Origin of the sequence: Psychrobacter sp. 16-MNA-CIBAN-0192, assembly GCF_040309565.1 — a bacterium.
Classification (GTDB): domain Bacteria; phylum Pseudomonadota; class Gammaproteobacteria; order Pseudomonadales; family Moraxellaceae; genus Psychrobacter.
In genome coordinates, this window is record NZ_JBEOOX010000004.1 from 87,163 (window position 1) to 104,423 (window position 17,261).

Consider the following 17,261-nt stretch of genomic DNA (forward strand, 5'->3'; position numbering starts at 1 on the left):
ATGAAACCAAGTCCTTATGCCCGTAAAAAAGTCGCGCTCAATTCTGATATGAATGTGGTGCCCTATATCGATGTGATGTTGGTGCTATTGGTCATTTTTATGGTCACAACACCGATGCTGACCACAGGCGTCGATGTCGATTTGCCTAAAGAGCAAACCAAAACTATTACTCAAAGTCAGCTACCGGTGATTGTGTCGTTAACCAGCAATGGCGAGATATTTATCAGTTATGAGAATAATATTGATACGCCCATCAGTGAGCCTGAGTTGATTGATACCTTGTCAAACTTGCAAGCCAAAGGCAAGGCTGACGGATTACAGCCCTTACAAGTTATGATTAATGCTGACCAAAATAATCAATATGGCGCGATTATGGGATTAATGGCAAACTTACAACAGGCAGGCATTCAAAAAGTCGGCTTATTAACCGGCACACCTTTACCGATGCCTAAGCCGTAATAAGTTATACTGACGTTAATGTTCTGAATCTGTCATTCAATAAATCACGACCAAGAGTAATTAAGTGTCCAAGAGTATTAAAATAATGAACCATGCTCCTGTCGTCTATGTGCCTACCGAACCTGAAGGTAATGGTCTCACGCTGCCCACACTGCTCAGCATATTGGCGCACGGTATCGTGATTGGGATATTGATTTATACCTATCAGCATATGGACGATGATACCGTCGGCAGTCTTGAGACCACGATGGTGTCGCCCGAACAGCTGGCGGAGATGCAAGGGCAAATCCTTGCCAATCGTGCAGCCGCATCTGATGGCACACAAAGCGACAGCAATGCCAGCGGCGCAATTAGCAGCGAGCCTTTTAACCGCAATGATGCCAATAACGCTGGTGCAAATAGCTCGCGCTCGACCTCCCAGCGTGTACCTGTGTTTATGCAATCGGACAATCCTGCTGATGGCGATAGCGAAGCGCCGATACTTATGAGTCAAGAGCAACAGGATCGCTTATCTGAGCAGTCGCAATCGTATGAAAGCGAGCTTGCTGAATGGGCAGCACAACAAGATGAATTGACACTTGAGCGACTCGAACGCATTGAAGAGAGCAAAAGAAGCGATAACAATGAAGAAAGCGCGCGCCTAAAAGAGTTGCGTGACAAAAAGAACAATCCGCCAAAAATTGAAAAACCCACCAGCTCACAGCGTAATATCGAAATCACCTCCGGCAGCTCAGGTGGCGGTGGTAAAAATTACAGCCTATCTGACGGTCAGTCTATGCTATCTGGCGATTCGTCAACGTCTAGCACATCAAAAGGCAGTAGCCGCTCCGCCTCTAGTGGCAGTCGTGGTGCAAGTAATAGCGAGATTATTAATTTAATCAGACGCAATTATAGCCCGCCAACCGCAGCGAAAGGCTCAACCCAGCGCGCAACATTGACCATTACGGTCAATAGTAATGGTGATGTCGTCAATGTCTCCGCCTCAGGTCCAGACAGCGCTGTCAATGACGCCGCAAAACAGGCCGTGATGAGCACCCGTAATTTACCCATCGGCACTGACGATCCTAAATATCCAACCTTTACCATACAGTTTAAAGGCAGCAATTAAGCCGTTGCGCAAATGCGATATACTGGTTACTTTGATATAAAATGAGTTTGAAATCATGCGACTTTTGCAATTTGCCAAACTCATTTATAAAAATAATTATTTCCCAATTTTAGGAGTTAGATTCGGTTATGCGTACTCATAAAAAACTATTAATAACCCTGCTTGCCAGCGCCTCAGGGTTCCTTGTTGCCCCTAACTTATTTGCGGCGCCCGTAGTATTAGATTTGGACTATGAAATTCCAGTCCAGCAAACCCAAGTGGCGTTTGTACCCTTTGCTGGGGATTCTGTTTTATCGCCCATTATTTTTAATGACTTAAGCCGCACTGAGCTTAGTGTCACTAATAAAAACTTGCCTCAACAGCCTCGCAGCAGTAGCGAGCTTGCAGGAACATTGCCGGTATGGCAACAATTGGGTATTCCTTATTTGGTCGTTGGCAGCACACGAACCGATCGCGGCAAAATTGTCACTGATTATGAAGTGATTGATGTCAAAACAGGACGCGTGATTGAAGGCAAACAAAGCCTATCTGCTAATAAAGATGCCTCAAGCATGCGTTATGCTGGTCACGTCATTGCGGACAAAGTATACGAGCTTATCACTGGTATTCCGGGTGATTTTTCCGGACGTATTGCTTATATTGAAGAAAGCGGACGCGGTAAAGAAAAAGTATCCCGTCTAAAAGTTATGGATGCAGACGGTGAAAATGCCACTACCATCACTGAAGTGAAAGGCTCAATCTTCTCACCATCGTGGTCGCCAGATGCCTCACGCATTGCCTACGCCGTGCAGCGTGACAAGTCCTATCCGCTTATTTATGTACAAAACGTCAGCGGCGGCGCGGCAACTGTCATCACGCCATTTAAAGGCAGCAACTTAAGTCCTTCATTCTCTCCTGATGGTAGCAAAATTCTGTTCTCTAGTAGCTTTGAGGGCAGCGCGCATATTTACGAAACCAGTGCGAGCGGCGGTACGCCAAGACGCTTAACCAATTGGCCAAGCAGCGAAGTGCAGCCAAGCTATGCACCAGATGGTAAATCCTTTGTTTTTGTGTCCGATAAAGCAGGCTTCAATAAGCCACAAATTTATCGTTATGAGTTTGGTTCAGGACGCGTTACCAAAGTATCTGGCAGCGGCTATGCCACCAGCCCGCAATTTAGTAGCGATGGCAAACAAATTGCCTTTTTAAGTGGACGCTCCGCTGCTATCATGAACAGTAGCGGTGGTATCACCGCCAATCTTGGCAGTACTGGTATTGATGAAGCGCCAAGCTTTTCGCCTAATGGTAAACGCGTAGTCTATGCCTCAACCCAAGGCGGCAAAGGCGTATTAACCATCAAATCGTTGAATGGCGGTCAGTCTTTTGGTAAATCCGGTCAAGGTATTATCCGCTCACCTGTTTGGTCAGCAAGCCCTAAATGATGTTAGATATATTATATGACTATGAAGTAGAAAGTACAAAAAAGCGCTCAATCACATGATTAAGCGCTTTTTTAATGCTTTACTGATAATTAACTACTATAAAATTACTGATCCCAAGGGTCAAGAGCTGATGGCATCGCATGGCGAAGCTGTGCGACATCCTCAGCCGTTACTGGGTCTTTATAACCATTAAACTCAGTGCGAATATATTGAGTAACCGCAGCCATTTGCTCATCATCCATCATTCTATGAAACGACGGCATACCACGGAAACCATTGATTAAAATATCAATAATATAGTATTTTGATTCCATTTTACTGTTGTTCGCTAAGGGCGGATAATATCCTGCACCGATTGCGCCCTCGCCTTTATGCATGTGACAGGCAGCACATGATTGATGGTACAGTTTTTTGCCATCATTGGTACTGTACGAGTTGTCATCACCAAAAATAGCATCCCACTGTTTTAGCTCAGGATCATCCGCTATTGTTGGCTGCGCTTTAACATCTAGCAGATTACCACGTGGCTCAGCCAGCTCTTCACGGCTCATATAGACACCGCCCCAAGCCCCATTATTACGGCTTTCTTGTACATTATAACCATCGACAATATCGGCACTCTTGACGCTTGTTGTTTTACCGGCAGGTTCTGCAATGGTTGGTGCCTCTTTATCTGCCGATGAGCAGCCGGTCAGTAACACCATGCTTAGGCTGATACTGGTCATGACTGTCAAGATTGGATATTTATAATTATTCATAATCGCCTCTTTATTTCTTAATCTATGACAGATAGCTATACCGCAAGCTTCGCTCTTTGATGAAGCCGCTTTGCCGTATCTAAGCCAGACAAAATCGCACCTTCTTGCCAAGCAGGAATGTGCGAACAATGCTCACCCGCCAGCACGATACGATTATCAATACTACAAAGCGTATCATAATACTGCGCGCGACTGGACTCACTCCAAATGCCATAGCAGCCTAATGTCCAAGGAATACGGTGCCACACTACAGACGTGCCCGCCTTAAATTCTTTAGGGTATTGCGGATGTATATGCTTACCATAAGCCAGCGCCGCATCGATACGTTGCTTCGGTGTTAGCGCATTGAATTTATAGGAAGTTGCGCCATAACCATAACCCCCTAATAGTACGCCCGGACCATCACCAAACATATTGTCTGATGGGTAAGAGATTTGGGTAATCGGCATATCAGTATAAGTGACCCCGCCATAAATCCACTCATCCTGTTCCCAAAAACGGCGCTTGAATTCTAATCCAACTTTAAACGAGGTTTCATAAGGTACGGCTGCCATCGCCTGCTTCATCGGTTTTGAGACATTGACATCCAGCTGGGTCAATACCGTTAATGGTATGGTACAGATACACCAGTCAGCACGGGCTATCTTAGTCACATTGTCGCCACCATTGGTATCCACATAATGCACACTAACACCATTATCATCTTGATTAATACGGGTAACTTTGGCATTGAGGGTAATCATTTCTTGGCATTCACGGGTGAAGGCATCACCAATTTTACCCATACCGCCTACAGGCTGAAACATGGTTGGATGATGGCTATAAGCGGTAAAGTTAGATAAATCTGACCACATACCTGACTGTAATAAGGCATTTAATGGAATAGGCTTAGAAGATTTCGACTCCGGCATCAAGCCGCCACCTGGATACACCTCAAACCCTCGGTAAAATCCTGCATCATGACTACGCTCATAGCGATAATCTTTATTCAGTACGCCCCAGCCTTTTAACCCTTCAAGCAGCATCTCTTTATCTTCAGTATTAACCGAACGGTCGAGACCACCGACATTCACCGCTTTTGATAGCAGTTCTGAGACATGACCTCTAATATCCGTCTGCACATCGCCTAAGCGCTGCGGCACGCCATTAAAATGATTAGCACGGTGCAAATAAGCGCGCGAGTTTTCTTGAATAAAGGGCTCCATTGCTACGCCAAACTGCTTACAGTAATGAAAAACCCCATAATGATGGCTGGGCAGTCGCCAAGGACCACCATTGAGATAGTTACCTTTTTCAAAATCACAAGTAACCTCTTCACCGCCAAGCTCAGTGTAGCTATCGCCTGCATTAACCGTCCAGCTGCGTCCACCACCACGGTTTTGATACTCTAATACTTTGACGCTATAACCCGCTTTACGTAGCTCATAAGCGGCAGTCAAACCTGCCAGCCCTGCGCCTAAAATAATAATACTGGCACCAGGAGGCGCATCTTTAAGCTCCATCCCTGCTTTAAAACTTGACTCTGAAGCAAACCCTAATGTGGTCATTGCCTGATACATGGCGGTCGCCCCTGCCGTCTTACCAATCATACTCAGTAATTGCCGGCGTGTTGGGGACTTAAGCGTGTCTGTCATAGTCCTATCCTTTTAGATCTTGCAAGCAGATCATATCTAAACTGTCTTTGTTATTATCAACTGATCATCGGTAACTATTAGCGCTATTAAAATATGCTATTAATAAGTATGTCTTTTCCGACGGAACAACCAGCGTACCAATAGACCCAGTAGTAACAACCCTACAATGATGCCAAGCCCTGCTAATATTCCAGCATATTTAATCAAGAAAGGCTGAGCAGGTTTGGTATTCATAATCCGATCAACATCAGCAGCATTGACCTTACTGTCTTTGAGACCACCAAAATTCACACGGACGTAATTGGCAATGCCCGCTATTTGTTCGGCGTTCAGCTCCTCTGAAAACCCTGGCATTTTAGGACTGGTGTTGGTCGCGCCATCAATCCCATGCACGATGATATTCACTAGCGCATCAGGCTTATCACGGCGCAGACTACTTAAACCAACAATCGGTGCATAACGTGCATCCGGTTGACCATAACCATTGATACCATGACAACTGCCACAAGCGGCAAGATAAAGTGCTTCAGGAGAGTTGCTACCACCCGCCACGCTGGCTTTTGCTCGCGCTAAATTGTCCTTTTGAGCAATCAAATCACGAGTAATAGATTCATTAATCGGCTTGGGCAAACGTGATACATCAACTTCAGATATTTTATCGTCGGTTTGAATCGCAGGAACGGCTTTTAAATAAGATGCAATAGCACCTAAGTCTTCATCAGCCAGATAACGGGTACTGTGCGCCACTGCCTCGCCCATCGGTCCACCAGCATAAGCACGCTGATCAAGCTCGCCTGTACGCAGGTAAGTCACAATATCCTGCTCACTCCAACTGCCAATACCACTTGACTTATCAGGCGTGATATTTGGCGCATGCCAATTGCCTAAAGGCGCACCCGACAAGTAATTTTGCTTGTCAAAGCCCATGGTACTATTGCGAGGTGTGTGACACGTTCCGCAATGCTCTAGATTGTTGACTAAGTATTCACCGCGCTGCTGTACCTTAGTCAGACCTTCGCGCTTTTCTGACGATGGAATATTAATCGCATTCCAGCCAACCATTAAAATTCGAAAGTTAAACGGGAACGGCAGTTTGGTTTCATATTCCGGGGCTTCTTCCACAGCTGGCACAGTCTGCAGATAAGCAAATAATGCATCAATATCTGCATCCGTCATACCGCTATAGGAAGGATAAGGCATGGCAGGATATAGCATACCGTCAGGCGAGCGACCTTTACGCAGAACGTTTTTTAAATCATCCTTAGTATAATTGCCAATACCGTATCGTTTGGATGGGGTAATATTGGTTGAATAAATATTGCCCATTGGCGTGGCAATAGGCGAACCACCCGTATAGTTCTCGCCATGACACGCCACACAGTCAGCAGCACGAGCGACATAAGCCCCTCGATTGGCAAGATCGCTATTAGCGGGGCTCACGTTGGGTAAGCTTATGTGATTTAGGCTTGTGTCTTCAGCCATTGCCGTACTGGACAGGATACCCACAGCAAGCATCGATAGCATCATAGAAAATGGCTTCATAATATCCTCATCTCGCGGGCTATTTATAGCAACTAATACTCTTTAAATAGCTTACTTATTCCAAGTCTTGATTCGATTCTTTTTAACCCAGCACATAATGTTTTATTACCGCACTGGTTATATTGCTCGAAAGTATTTGCTCTTTACCGCTACAGTAAAACTATTTCGCCAATATTGCTTGATTATTAACTTATTCATCTAATTTCTTTACATAAGTATAAATAGAACCGCCCAAAGCATATAAAGAATAAGGTTAATTTCATATAATAGTGCGACCCACGACTGCTCTATATATGCTTTGGCTTATGCTATATTGACAATATTTAGCCTAAAATATTGTCATGGCACTTGATTTATTACGACGAGAATAATTATGAAAAATTTTAATTTGAGCTGCTTACTCACTACACTAATACTGCTGGGCGGTTGTCAAACCTTTCAGTTTGTGGAAAGCCCTATCCCCGTCACCAGCTCTTTTTCTACTACGCATCAGCCATCAACCAATAAATAAGCCTTTCAGTAAAAACTGTAAGTATTTTGACCATACTTATGTATAGAGCTTATGAATAAATAAATAAATAAAAAAGCAGACACTAAGTAAGTATCTGCTTTTTTTATAATAGGTTTGTTGATATAGAAATTTATGGGATGATAGTGGCAGGTTGATGCTTAACTACTGTCTTTGCCACATGATCCCCAAACCAGATAGCCGTATCAATATCGCCCTGCCCCGGAGTTTCTTCAGGTGGTGCATTCATGGACTGAGTCATTAATCCTAAAAAGCTGGATAAACGGTTTAAGTCATTTTCGCTATGTCCGGTGGGCATCAGCGGCATACCAATCCAGTTCATACCATGCTGCATGGCAAATAGACATATTTGCTGTAATACCGCCAGCTTATCACCACTTAAACCACCAGAGTTGGCAAACCCTGCCGCCCACTTGCCTTCCCATTTGCGATGATACCAGCGTTTTGAGGTCTCATCCATAAAGGTCTTAAATGCTGCTGGCGCGCTACCCATATAGACGGCACTACCGAATATCAGCACATCTGCTGCATCGACAAAATCCCAATCAACATCGTGAATATCTATCGCTTTAACTTGTGACTCTGGTAACTGCTGACGCGCACCAATAGCAACCGCTTCAGCAACACGCTTGGTATGACCATAATTACTATGATAAATCACTGCGAACGTAACATTAGACGGAGTATCACTTTCATGAGCAGGTTGTACAGATGGCGTTACAAGTGTATTCATACAAACTCTAGTCATATATGGTAAAAAACTTAAAAAGCACAGATAAAATATAGATAAGTCACATAACTTTAATCAGAAAATATTGTCTATAGTGCCTTACTGCGTGCAATAATTAACGCCATCCGACCCGTTGCCGGCTGCTGTAAATGAGTCTGACGGCGATACGAGTAATGCCGTCCATCGGCATAACTACAAGGAGCTTGACCCTCATTCGCCACAGTAACATCCATATGTAGCAACTGATAATGAGCAAGTTTAGGTAAATTGATATGAACCTTAGCAACACAGCTTACTGCACCTTGACTGTTGGCTGCCATGTCAGTATCTATAATATTAGCATCTAAAGTATGAGCGTCTGATATATTAGTATCAATGACGTTACAAAACAGCGTTGAAAACTGCTGTATATGCTTATCTGCTAATAATTGAGAACTGATACAGCCAGCTAATAGCTTATTACTTACCTGACCGTTTACTTCATAATTCTCTTGACTGATACAAGCACCTATCCATGCTGTAATTTGACCCATTTGAGTAAAGCGCTCGACAGTGGCTTTAATAACGCCGCATGCCAGCCCTTGCCATCCGGCATGGATAGCAGCGATTTTACCAGTAGTCGGTTGATATAAGACGATAGGAACACAGTCAGCAGTCATGACTGCTAGCCCGACATTAGACTGTGGACTGACCAGCGCATCCGCATCGACAGGCTGCATGATGAGCGGATTAGTATCTACATCGTATATCTGCTTGCCATGCACTTGATTAACCCAGTGTAAACTTTCAATAGGCGACCTGTGACTAGCAGCAAGATGCTGATTGATGGTTGCTAACAGGTGCATACGGTTATCTAATACCTTTACTGCATCATCATTTACATGCAGACCGATATTCCCTTTACCGTAACTTGGCTGCCCTACTTGGCGCATCGACTGACAGTTGATTGACGCAATATCATTTAATGCCATATCAGCATCAGTAAAAGCTGCCGTTTGAAAGACTGTTACCTCACCAAGCGTCGCAAGTACCATCATCGGAAAATCATAAGTCATCGTATGGGTATTATCCTAGATATCATCTGTGTATCTTAAACTGCTTATAATTATGAGAGCTTGTAGCGCTCATTCTGCTTTTCTTCATCATAGCCGTCGTGCAATACCGCTATCAGCTTTTCCATATCCTCTGGTATCGGGGTGGTGACTTCAATATCTTCACCTGTTACAGGATGCACAAAACCCAAGGCATAGGCATGTAATGCTTGGCGTGGGAAGTTGCTTATTGCCTGACGCTGCTGCTCGGTTAAGCCGGAACGCAACTGACGCCGTCCGCCATAAACGCGATCGCCAACCAGCGGATAAGTGATATGACTCAAATGAACACGAATTTGATGGGTACGTCCAGTTTCAAGAGCAATATCTAATAAGCAATAATTGTCATTTAAAGGTGTGACATTTAGCAAATGGGTCACTGCCTCGCGTCCAGCGGTCATCACAGTCATTTTAGTGCGCTGATTACGGTGACGCCCAATAGGCGCATCAATACGGCGATGGCGCATCAAGCTTGCCTGATCACCAGCAACGACACATCGATAATGACGATAAACGGACTTATCCTTAAGCTGTTCCATCAACGCCAGTTGCGCAGGTTTGGTCTTGCCAATCAGCAATAGCCCTGAGGTGTCTTTATCAATACGATGTACCAAACCGGCACGTGGCAAATGATGCTGCTGCGGATAGTGATACAAGAGCGCATTGACCAATGTCCCCGTTTGATTGCCCGCACCGGGATGCACGACCATACCAACTGGCTTATTAATGACTAAAACATCATCATCTTCATAAATCACATCGATATCGATATTCTCTGGCAAATCATGACTATGCTGTTGCAAGGTAGTCGAGAGATGCAACACATCACCTACTTTACAGCGCAGTTTAGGCTTTTGAACCGTACCGTTATATAGCAAACTGCCATCACTAATCCAGCCTTGCAGCTGGGCACGTGAAAAATTGGTAAAGGCTAGCGAGGCAATCTTATCAATACGCAGACCGCTTTCAGCTTCTGTTACTGTATAAGTCTCATCGATTATATCTAGACCTAAGTCCATAGCAGGCGCGTCATCATCTTGCGATTCATCATCGTCAATATCTTCACCTTCTGTATCATAATCAATATCTTCATCTTCTGTGTTATCAAAAGACGGTGAATCGTTATCATCTAACATTGACTTATCTAGTAAGTCATCTGTAGGCGCAATCGTCTGCGCTGATAATTCTGCTTCTGATAAAGGCGTATCTGGCATAGATTTAGAGATAGGTTTAGACATAGAGTTATTCGTTACATTTGTGGTCATAGCATCATTATTCATGGCAAGTTCATATATAGCAAAGTCACAATCGTGAGCTTTATAAAAAAGATAGACAATTTTTAGCCATTAAAAATAATAATAGCGGCAACAAAAACCAGTCTAATGTCGCTATAGTGTAGCATGTCATACGCTCAAGCCCTATAGCTAGACTGCGTTATCTGCAACACAGGCTGATACCATTATTACAGTCTCTTCACGTATCGCCTCTCTTATACCTCGCTTATCTACTTTGCAACGTTCCCAAAATATAGGCATAGTAATAAAATATAAAAACCATAATAAAATAAGCCGACTGAAAGGTAAGACTGCCTTTATTTAGCACGATTCTCCATCACTCTAAGCGCTTACCGTGCTAAACTGTGGGCAAAATACAGCATGATTATTGATAGCGCAGTCTCATCGTGCGCCTATTAACTACAAAATAGCTGACGAAAAAATAGACGAAGCCCGCTTTATTCTATAAAGTAGGCGATATTTTGCAGGTAACTTTGCCAGTAATTATGCGGTGATAATCGACATTATTGTTAATTAAATCTATTAACTAGATTGCTGCTGTATATAAGCCTTTGCAATAACAAATTTTTATCATCAACCAGTTCTATAGCCTAATAGCGCTATTGTTATTATTTATCTTGTGCGGAGAGAAGTATGCGCCCTGTTGGCAACACGTTTATCAAGCTATCATCACTCACCTTATTGGCGTTAAGTGTCAATCTGGTGGGTTGTCAGACCTTTAAAAACTTGACCAATAAAGATGCCGAGACGATAGAAACTGCGCAGAAATCTGAGCAGAGCTATTACCGTGACGCTATTACCCAAATTGATAAAGGTCGCTACACTCAAGCCATTGAAGACTTGACCAATCTGCGTACCTTTTATCCTACTGGTCAATTCGCTGAACAAGCATTGCTCGATATGATGTACGCTCAATACGCAAGCGGCAGCTATGAAACCGCAGCGGGCAGCGCTGATCAGTTTATCCGCCTCTACCCTTCTAACCCGCAAGTCAGCTACGCCTATTACGTGCGCGGTGTTGCCAATATGCAAGGGTCGTCAGAAGGCATTAAGCTGTTTAAAACCAATCAAGCTAAGCGCGATACTGGCTATCTACGTCTGGCATTTGCCAATTTTCAAGAATTGATTAATAAATATCCAAATAGCCCTTATGCACCAGATGCCGCCCAGCGCATGCTGTTTATTTACAATCAATTTGCCCAAAGTGAGCTGACCGCTGCCAACTGGTATATCAAGCGTGATGCCTATGTTGCCGCCGCCAATCGCGCTAAGTGGACATTCCAATACTATCCGCTAAGTGAGTCTGTACCTGAAGCCATTGCTATTTTGGCTTACAGTAATCAACAGCTTGGGCTGAAGGATTTGGCAAATGATTATAAAACACTATTGCGCATCAACTATCCAAACTGGCTAACCGCTGATGGGCGCGTAAAATTAAATACCAAAGCCGATCGCACGTGGTTGAATAAGCTCACCTTTGGTCAATTGGGTCGCTCAACAATGCCAGGTGCCTCACTTGCTGAAGGTCAATATAACGGCGCGACAAAAACGCAAGTTATTTATGATGCAGCCAAGCTAACCTTGCCTGCAGCTAATGCTGGCAGTGCAACATCGCGCGCCACACTATCTCCTGCTCGTAGCGGCGTTAATATTGGTTTAGGTCTTCCAGAAAATACCACTGAACAGGTAACAGGACAAGGTAGCGCTTCAGAGGCAGCAACGGATGCGGTCGTTGAGCCACAGAATACCAATCCAACGCGCCGTACCACGCTTCCTAATCAATAATAATCGTTCTAAAAAGCTGACGCTATTTAGTTGCCGTTATTTTTGTTAATCATCATACAACTTGTGCTAAAAATAAGGTCAACTGTCTGGTTGACCTTATTTTTCTGTTTTTAGCCTTTTTATAGCCATTATTATTTCTATTGTTACTGATTGTATTATTACCCTGTGGTGAACTATTTCTTATATGAGTATTCCTAATCATATTCTTGAACAATTAAATAGCCAAGCTGACCTGATCAGCATTATTGGTCGTCATACCACACTAAAACGTGCGGGTAGTGAATATAAAGGCTGCTGTCCGTTTCATGGGGAAAAATCGCCTTCGTTTTATGTTAATCCGCAAAAGAATATTTATCACTGCTTTGGTTGTAGTGTCGGTGGTAACGCCATTAGCTTTTTGCGCGATTATGAAAACCTGACCTTTATGGAAGCGGTCACCGAATTATCGAAGCAAACAGGCATCGAAGTACCAAAAGAAGAACAGCAAAATGTACGTTATCGACGCATAAAGCCGAAACCAATCGAATCATCGTCAGTATCTAATCCATCCATTAGTATAAAAAATCCAGCCCAAACTATTGATGCGCCGTCTATCGGCTCTACTTTGGACAATCAGCACCACAATCAATCACCACAGCAACCAGCTTATGATGATAATGGCTATACAGATTATCCATCATTAGACAGTTATGATTCAGATAATTATAATTCAATGCCTGATATGGCTAATGATTATAGTTATGCTTATGGTTCGGAATATCAACCTGAGCATCAAGGTGAGCATCAAGGTGAGCATCAAGGTGAGCATAGTTATCCGCCAGATGATGCGATGTATGCCGGCTTTGATACTGGCAGCGCAGCCAATATAGTCCATGATAAAGATGGTAATTTATATGAATTACTGACCCAAATTCAGCAGTTTTATCAGCATAGTTTAACCACACATCCGCATGCCATGCATTATTTTAAGTCGCGCGGCATTACTGAGCAAAGCTTAGAGACCTTTGGGCTTGGCTACGCGCCCTTTGGTTGGCAGCATCTTGAACATGCCTTTCCACAAGATATCGAAGGTTTAAAGGCATTGGGATTAGTGCGCCAATCTGATTCTGGACGCGATTATGACTTGCTACGAGATCGGATTATCTTTCCAATTCGTGACAATCAAGGTCGCACCATTGGTTTTGGTGGGCGCGCTTTAGATGATGAGGTGAAGCCCAAATATATCAACTCTTCGGACTCACCTGTCTTCCATAAGCAGCACGTATTGTACGGCTATTATGAGTCACGCCAACAGCGGGCAAATGACTGGCTGGTGGTCGAAGGTTATATGGACGTGATTGCTTTACACCAAGCTGGCATTTATGGCGCGGTAGCGTCGATGGGCACAGCGATTAACGAGAGCCAAATCTCACGCTTGCTCACGCTGAATCCAACCTTAACCTTAAGCTTTGATGGTGACAGCGCCGGGCAAAAAGCAGCTTGGCGGACTTTAGAGATAGCCTTGCCCGTGCTTAGCGACGATAAAGAACTCCGATTTTTAACCTTACCTAACAATCATGATCCAGACACCTTTATTAAGAGTAATGGCGCAGATGCCATGCGTGAGCAAATCACTAATGCCATGCCACTCTCGCAATATATCTTTGCTTATTTAAGCGAGCGTCACGACTTATCTTTGGTTGAAGGCAAAGCCAAGCTCATGTCGCAAGTGCGTGCACTGACGGCGGCACTACCTAAAGGCAGCAGCTTTCGTTACCTGCTTAATAATGATATCTATCAAAAGCTGGGTGGCAGACGCAACCAAAATAGTGAAGCAAAAGACGCCTTATTAAACTTTGATGGCGATATGACCATCAGCCAGCAATTGCAGCTGTGCTTTTTGTTTCAACCACGCGCGCTTATAGATGATCCTATTGAGGTAATCTGGCAGCAGGCAGGTATTAATAATTTACCTGTACATATCAAACAAAAAGCACCTACTGATACTCTTCGTCCATTAGCATGGGAAGATTTACAAGATACCGCACTGTTTGACGTAGTTAGTACTATTCAACGCTGTTCGTCTTACTTACCATCAGACGTTAATGGCGCTGCACACTTTATTTTGTCAAATCTCAAACCCATTACCCAAGAATCGCTTAGCCGCAGTTGGGGTTCATTTTATAAGACCCTAATAATAAGAAACGTTTTCAACCTTGACGAGTTAATTGAAGCTTTAGTAAGTCAGTTACTTGAACGAAGTATGAAAAAGACAATACAAAATTTGGTAAAAAATCCTGATCATATTAAAGCCACTATCGTGCGAAGGCAGGCACAGCTTTTAAGTGATTGGCTACGGGCGCAGCAAGCAGAGCAATCAGCACAAATGATTAGCGTTTAGAGTATTTGAGCTTTATTTTCCCTAACTTTGGCTATATTTTTCCTAAACAAGGGCTCATATTATTACTTAAAACGGCTTAGCTCTTTAAAACTATACACCTTAACCCCATTATTAATGATTATGTGTAACAAGCATCTATAATGAAATGGTGAGAAACAGCAGATTACGACGGTTTAGCAGCACCTTGACGGATAGCAATAGTCTGGATTATATAGATTGTGTTAAAATATGCCGCTGTCATGATGACTATAGGTGATTACCGATTATTAATGACAATTATTTTTAGGGTTTTATGTTTTAGAATTTACCCTAGCACTCATATTTTTTAAATATTTTTATTATTTAAGTAAGAATTTGAATGATTTTATGATTTGAGTTTTTAGATTTTATTAATATCCATTTATTTTTATTATTAATGATACGCCTGACGTTTTTTTGATCACCATATAGAGTCGATCAACGCCCGCCCCGCATCACGTTTCAGCAGGTCATATAATGAAGATTCCCGACGCAAACAAAGTGAGTATTTATGAACGATAAGTCAGTTTCTAAGTCCACATCACAACTGGCCACCTTAATCCAAATGGGTAAAGAGCAAGGGTATCTGACCTATGCTGAGGTGAATGATCAGTTGCCTGACTCGATCACAGAAAGTGATCAAATCGAAGATATCGTCCAGATGTTAACCGACGTTGGTATTAAAATCTTCGAATCAGCACCTGATGCTGACGATATTTTGATGAATGACGATTCTAACGATGATGAATCAGCAGCAGACGAAGCCGCCGCGGTATTAGCAGCGGTTGAAACAGATCCGGGTCGCACTACCGATCCTGTACGTATGTATATGCGTGAGATGGGTACGGTTGATTTGCTGACTCGTGAAGGCGAGATTGCCATTGCCAAACGTATTGAAGAAGGTATTCGCGATGTTCAGCATGCGATGTCTTATTGGCCGGGCACGGTGCAATTTGTACTGGATGAATATCAAAAGGTACAAGATGGTGAAAAGAAACTCTCTGATGTCATTACTGGCTTTTTAGATCCTGAAACTGAGGAAGATAAAGCGGCAACGTTAGCTGCGAAAGAGGCAGCAAAAGAAGAAGCCGCCGCTGCGAAGGAAGAGAAAGTTCCTGTCATTAAAGCAAAATCTAAAGCCAAAGTTGATCTAGACGATGACGAGGAAGAAGAAGCAGATGTCGTTGAAGATGATGAGGCTGAAGAAGAAACTGGCGGTATCGATCCAGAAGAAGTGCGCGTACGTTTAGAAGAAATCGAAGGCTTATTTATTACCGCTAAGCAAGCATTGCTAGATTATGGTCGTGGTAGCACAGAAGCAGATGCCGCTTATGCACTGCTTGCAGAACGTTTTATGATGCTCAAGCTTAATAATCGCTTATCAGACCAAGTCATGGCAATTATGCATGACGTCTATGACGATGTACGTAAGCAAGAGCGCCAGATCATGCGTTTGGTAATTCGCCGTGGTCGTATGCCGCGTGAAGAATTCCGTAAAACGTTCCCAAGTAATGAAACCAACGTTGATTGGCTCACTGAACGTCTAAAAGGTAAGCCTGGCTTTGCCGCGACCCTTGAAAAAGTGACCGACGATGTGATTTTATTGCAACGTGCTATCCGTGATTATGAGCATAAGCTCGACATGGAAATCCACGACATGAAGGACGTTGCTCGCCGTATGGCAGTTGGTGAAGCCAAAGCCCGTCGCGCGAAAAAAGAAATGGTTGAAGCCAACCTACGTCTGGTGATTTCAATTGCCAAAAAATATACCAACCGTGGTCTTCAGTTCTTGGATTTGATTCAGGAAGGTAATATTGGCTTGATGAAAGCGGTAGATAAATTTGAATATCGCCGTGGTTATAAATTCTCAACCTATGCAACATGGTGGATTCGTCAGGCAATCACCCGCTCTATCGCTGACCAAGCACGTACCATTCGTATTCCGGTGCATATGATTGAGACGATTAATAAAATTAACCGAGTCTCTCGTCAATTATTACAAGAAATGGGACGCGAGCCGACGCCTGAGGAATTAGGCGAACGCTTAGAGATGGATGAAGCGAAAGTCCGTAAAGTGCTTAAAATTGCTAAAGAACCTATTTCAATGGAAACCCCTATCGGTGATGATGAAGACTCACATCTAGGCGATTTTATTGAAGATGGCACGATCTCAAGCCCTGTTGACGATGCCACGGCTGCCGGACTACGTGAAGCCACCCGTGATGTACTAGGCAACCTGACTGAGCGTGAAGCACGTGTGCTAAAAATGCGTTTTGGTATTGATATGCCAACCGATCACACGTTAGAGGAAGTTGGTAAGCAGTTCGATGTCACGCGTGAGCGTATTCGTCAGATTGAAGCAAAAGCCTTACGTAAATTGCGTCATCCGTCACGCTCTGAGCATTTGCGCTCGTTCCTCGAAAATGATTAATGGTTTGATAAAGTAACAGTTTAATAACCGAAAATTAAACTGTCATAAAAAAAACACCATAGAAAAAGCTGAGTATATCT

General features: G+C 43.5%; 12 protein-coding genes. 6 read left to right on the forward strand and 6 right to left on the reverse strand.

The genetic code is table 11. The annotated features are described in order from the left end of the window. From tolR to AAEY78_RS04960, 3 genes are all read left to right on the forward strand, one after another. Positions 1-459, forward strand: a complete 459-nt coding sequence (tolR, locus tag AAEY78_RS04950; RefSeq protein ID WP_352337819.1) for a protein TolR — start codon at positions 1-3, stop codon at positions 457-459. Positions 460-544: 85 nt separating this feature from the next. After that, the gene (locus AAEY78_RS04955) at positions 545-1,567 is read left to right on the forward strand and encodes a cell envelope integrity TolA family protein (RefSeq protein ID WP_352337820.1); all 1,023 of its coding nucleotides are present in this window, start codon (positions 545-547) and stop codon (positions 1,565-1,567) included. Positions 1,568-1,695: 128 nt separating this feature from the next. Continuing rightward, positions 1,696-2,988 (forward strand): beta-propeller domain-containing protein, encoded by a 1,293-nt coding sequence (locus tag AAEY78_RS04960; RefSeq protein WP_352337822.1) that lies wholly within the window; start codon positions 1,696-1,698, stop codon positions 2,986-2,988. A 104-nt stretch (positions 2,989-3,092) separates the two neighbouring features. Here the strand turns inward: AAEY78_RS04960 and AAEY78_RS04965 are convergent, their stop codons facing one another. The 6 genes from AAEY78_RS04965 to AAEY78_RS04990 form a co-directional block, all read right to left on the reverse strand. Further along, positions 3,093-3,746, reverse strand: coding sequence for a c-type cytochrome (locus AAEY78_RS04965; protein WP_352337823.1), 654 nt, complete (start codon positions 3,744-3,746; stop codon positions 3,093-3,095). Positions 3,747-3,781: 35 nt separating this feature from the next. Then, entirely contained in the window at positions 3,782-5,380 is a 1,599-nt protein-coding gene (locus AAEY78_RS04970; protein WP_352337824.1) for a flavin monoamine oxidase family protein, read from the reverse strand. Between the two features lie 99 nt (positions 5,381-5,479). Further along, positions 5,480-6,922: a c-type cytochrome gene (locus tag AAEY78_RS04975; protein WP_352337826.1), complete on the reverse strand. Its 1,443-nt coding sequence runs from the start codon at positions 6,920-6,922 to the stop codon at positions 5,480-5,482. A 641-nt stretch (positions 6,923-7,563) separates the two neighbouring features. After that, positions 7,564-8,184, reverse strand: coding sequence for a flavodoxin family protein (locus AAEY78_RS04980; protein WP_352337828.1), 621 nt, complete (start codon positions 8,182-8,184; stop codon positions 7,564-7,566). Positions 8,185-8,270: 86 nt separating this feature from the next. Next, positions 8,271-9,236 carry a purine nucleoside phosphorylase YfiH/LACC1 family protein gene (locus tag AAEY78_RS04985; RefSeq protein ID WP_352337829.1) on the reverse strand — a complete coding sequence of 322 codons (966 nt, stop codon included), beginning with the start codon at positions 9,234-9,236 and terminating at the stop codon, positions 8,271-8,273. 50 nt (positions 9,237-9,286) lie between these two features. Then, positions 9,287-10,510, reverse strand: a complete 1,224-nt coding sequence (locus tag AAEY78_RS04990; protein WP_352337830.1) for an RluA family pseudouridine synthase — start codon at positions 10,508-10,510, stop codon at positions 9,287-9,289. A 690-nt stretch (positions 10,511-11,200) separates the two neighbouring features. Between AAEY78_RS04990 and AAEY78_RS04995 the strand changes: the two genes are divergently transcribed. The 3 genes from AAEY78_RS04995 to rpoD all read left to right on the forward strand — a co-directional run bounded on the left by AAEY78_RS04995 (position 11,201) and on the right by rpoD (position 17,181). Beyond that, positions 11,201-12,352, forward strand: a complete 1,152-nt coding sequence (locus tag AAEY78_RS04995; RefSeq protein WP_352337831.1) for an outer membrane protein assembly factor BamD — start codon at positions 11,201-11,203, stop codon at positions 12,350-12,352. A gap of 184 nt (positions 12,353-12,536) precedes the next feature. After that, positions 12,537-14,732, forward strand: a complete 2,196-nt coding sequence (locus tag AAEY78_RS05000) for a DNA primase (protein WP_352337833.1) — start codon at positions 12,537-12,539, stop codon at positions 14,730-14,732. Positions 14,733-15,261: 529 nt separating this feature from the next. After that, a complete protein-coding gene (gene rpoD / locus AAEY78_RS05005; protein ID WP_352337835.1) occupies positions 15,262-17,181 on the forward strand; it encodes an RNA polymerase sigma factor RpoD in 1,920 nt (639 codons plus the stop codon). The last annotated feature ends 80 nt before the right edge of the window (positions 17,182-17,261 follow it).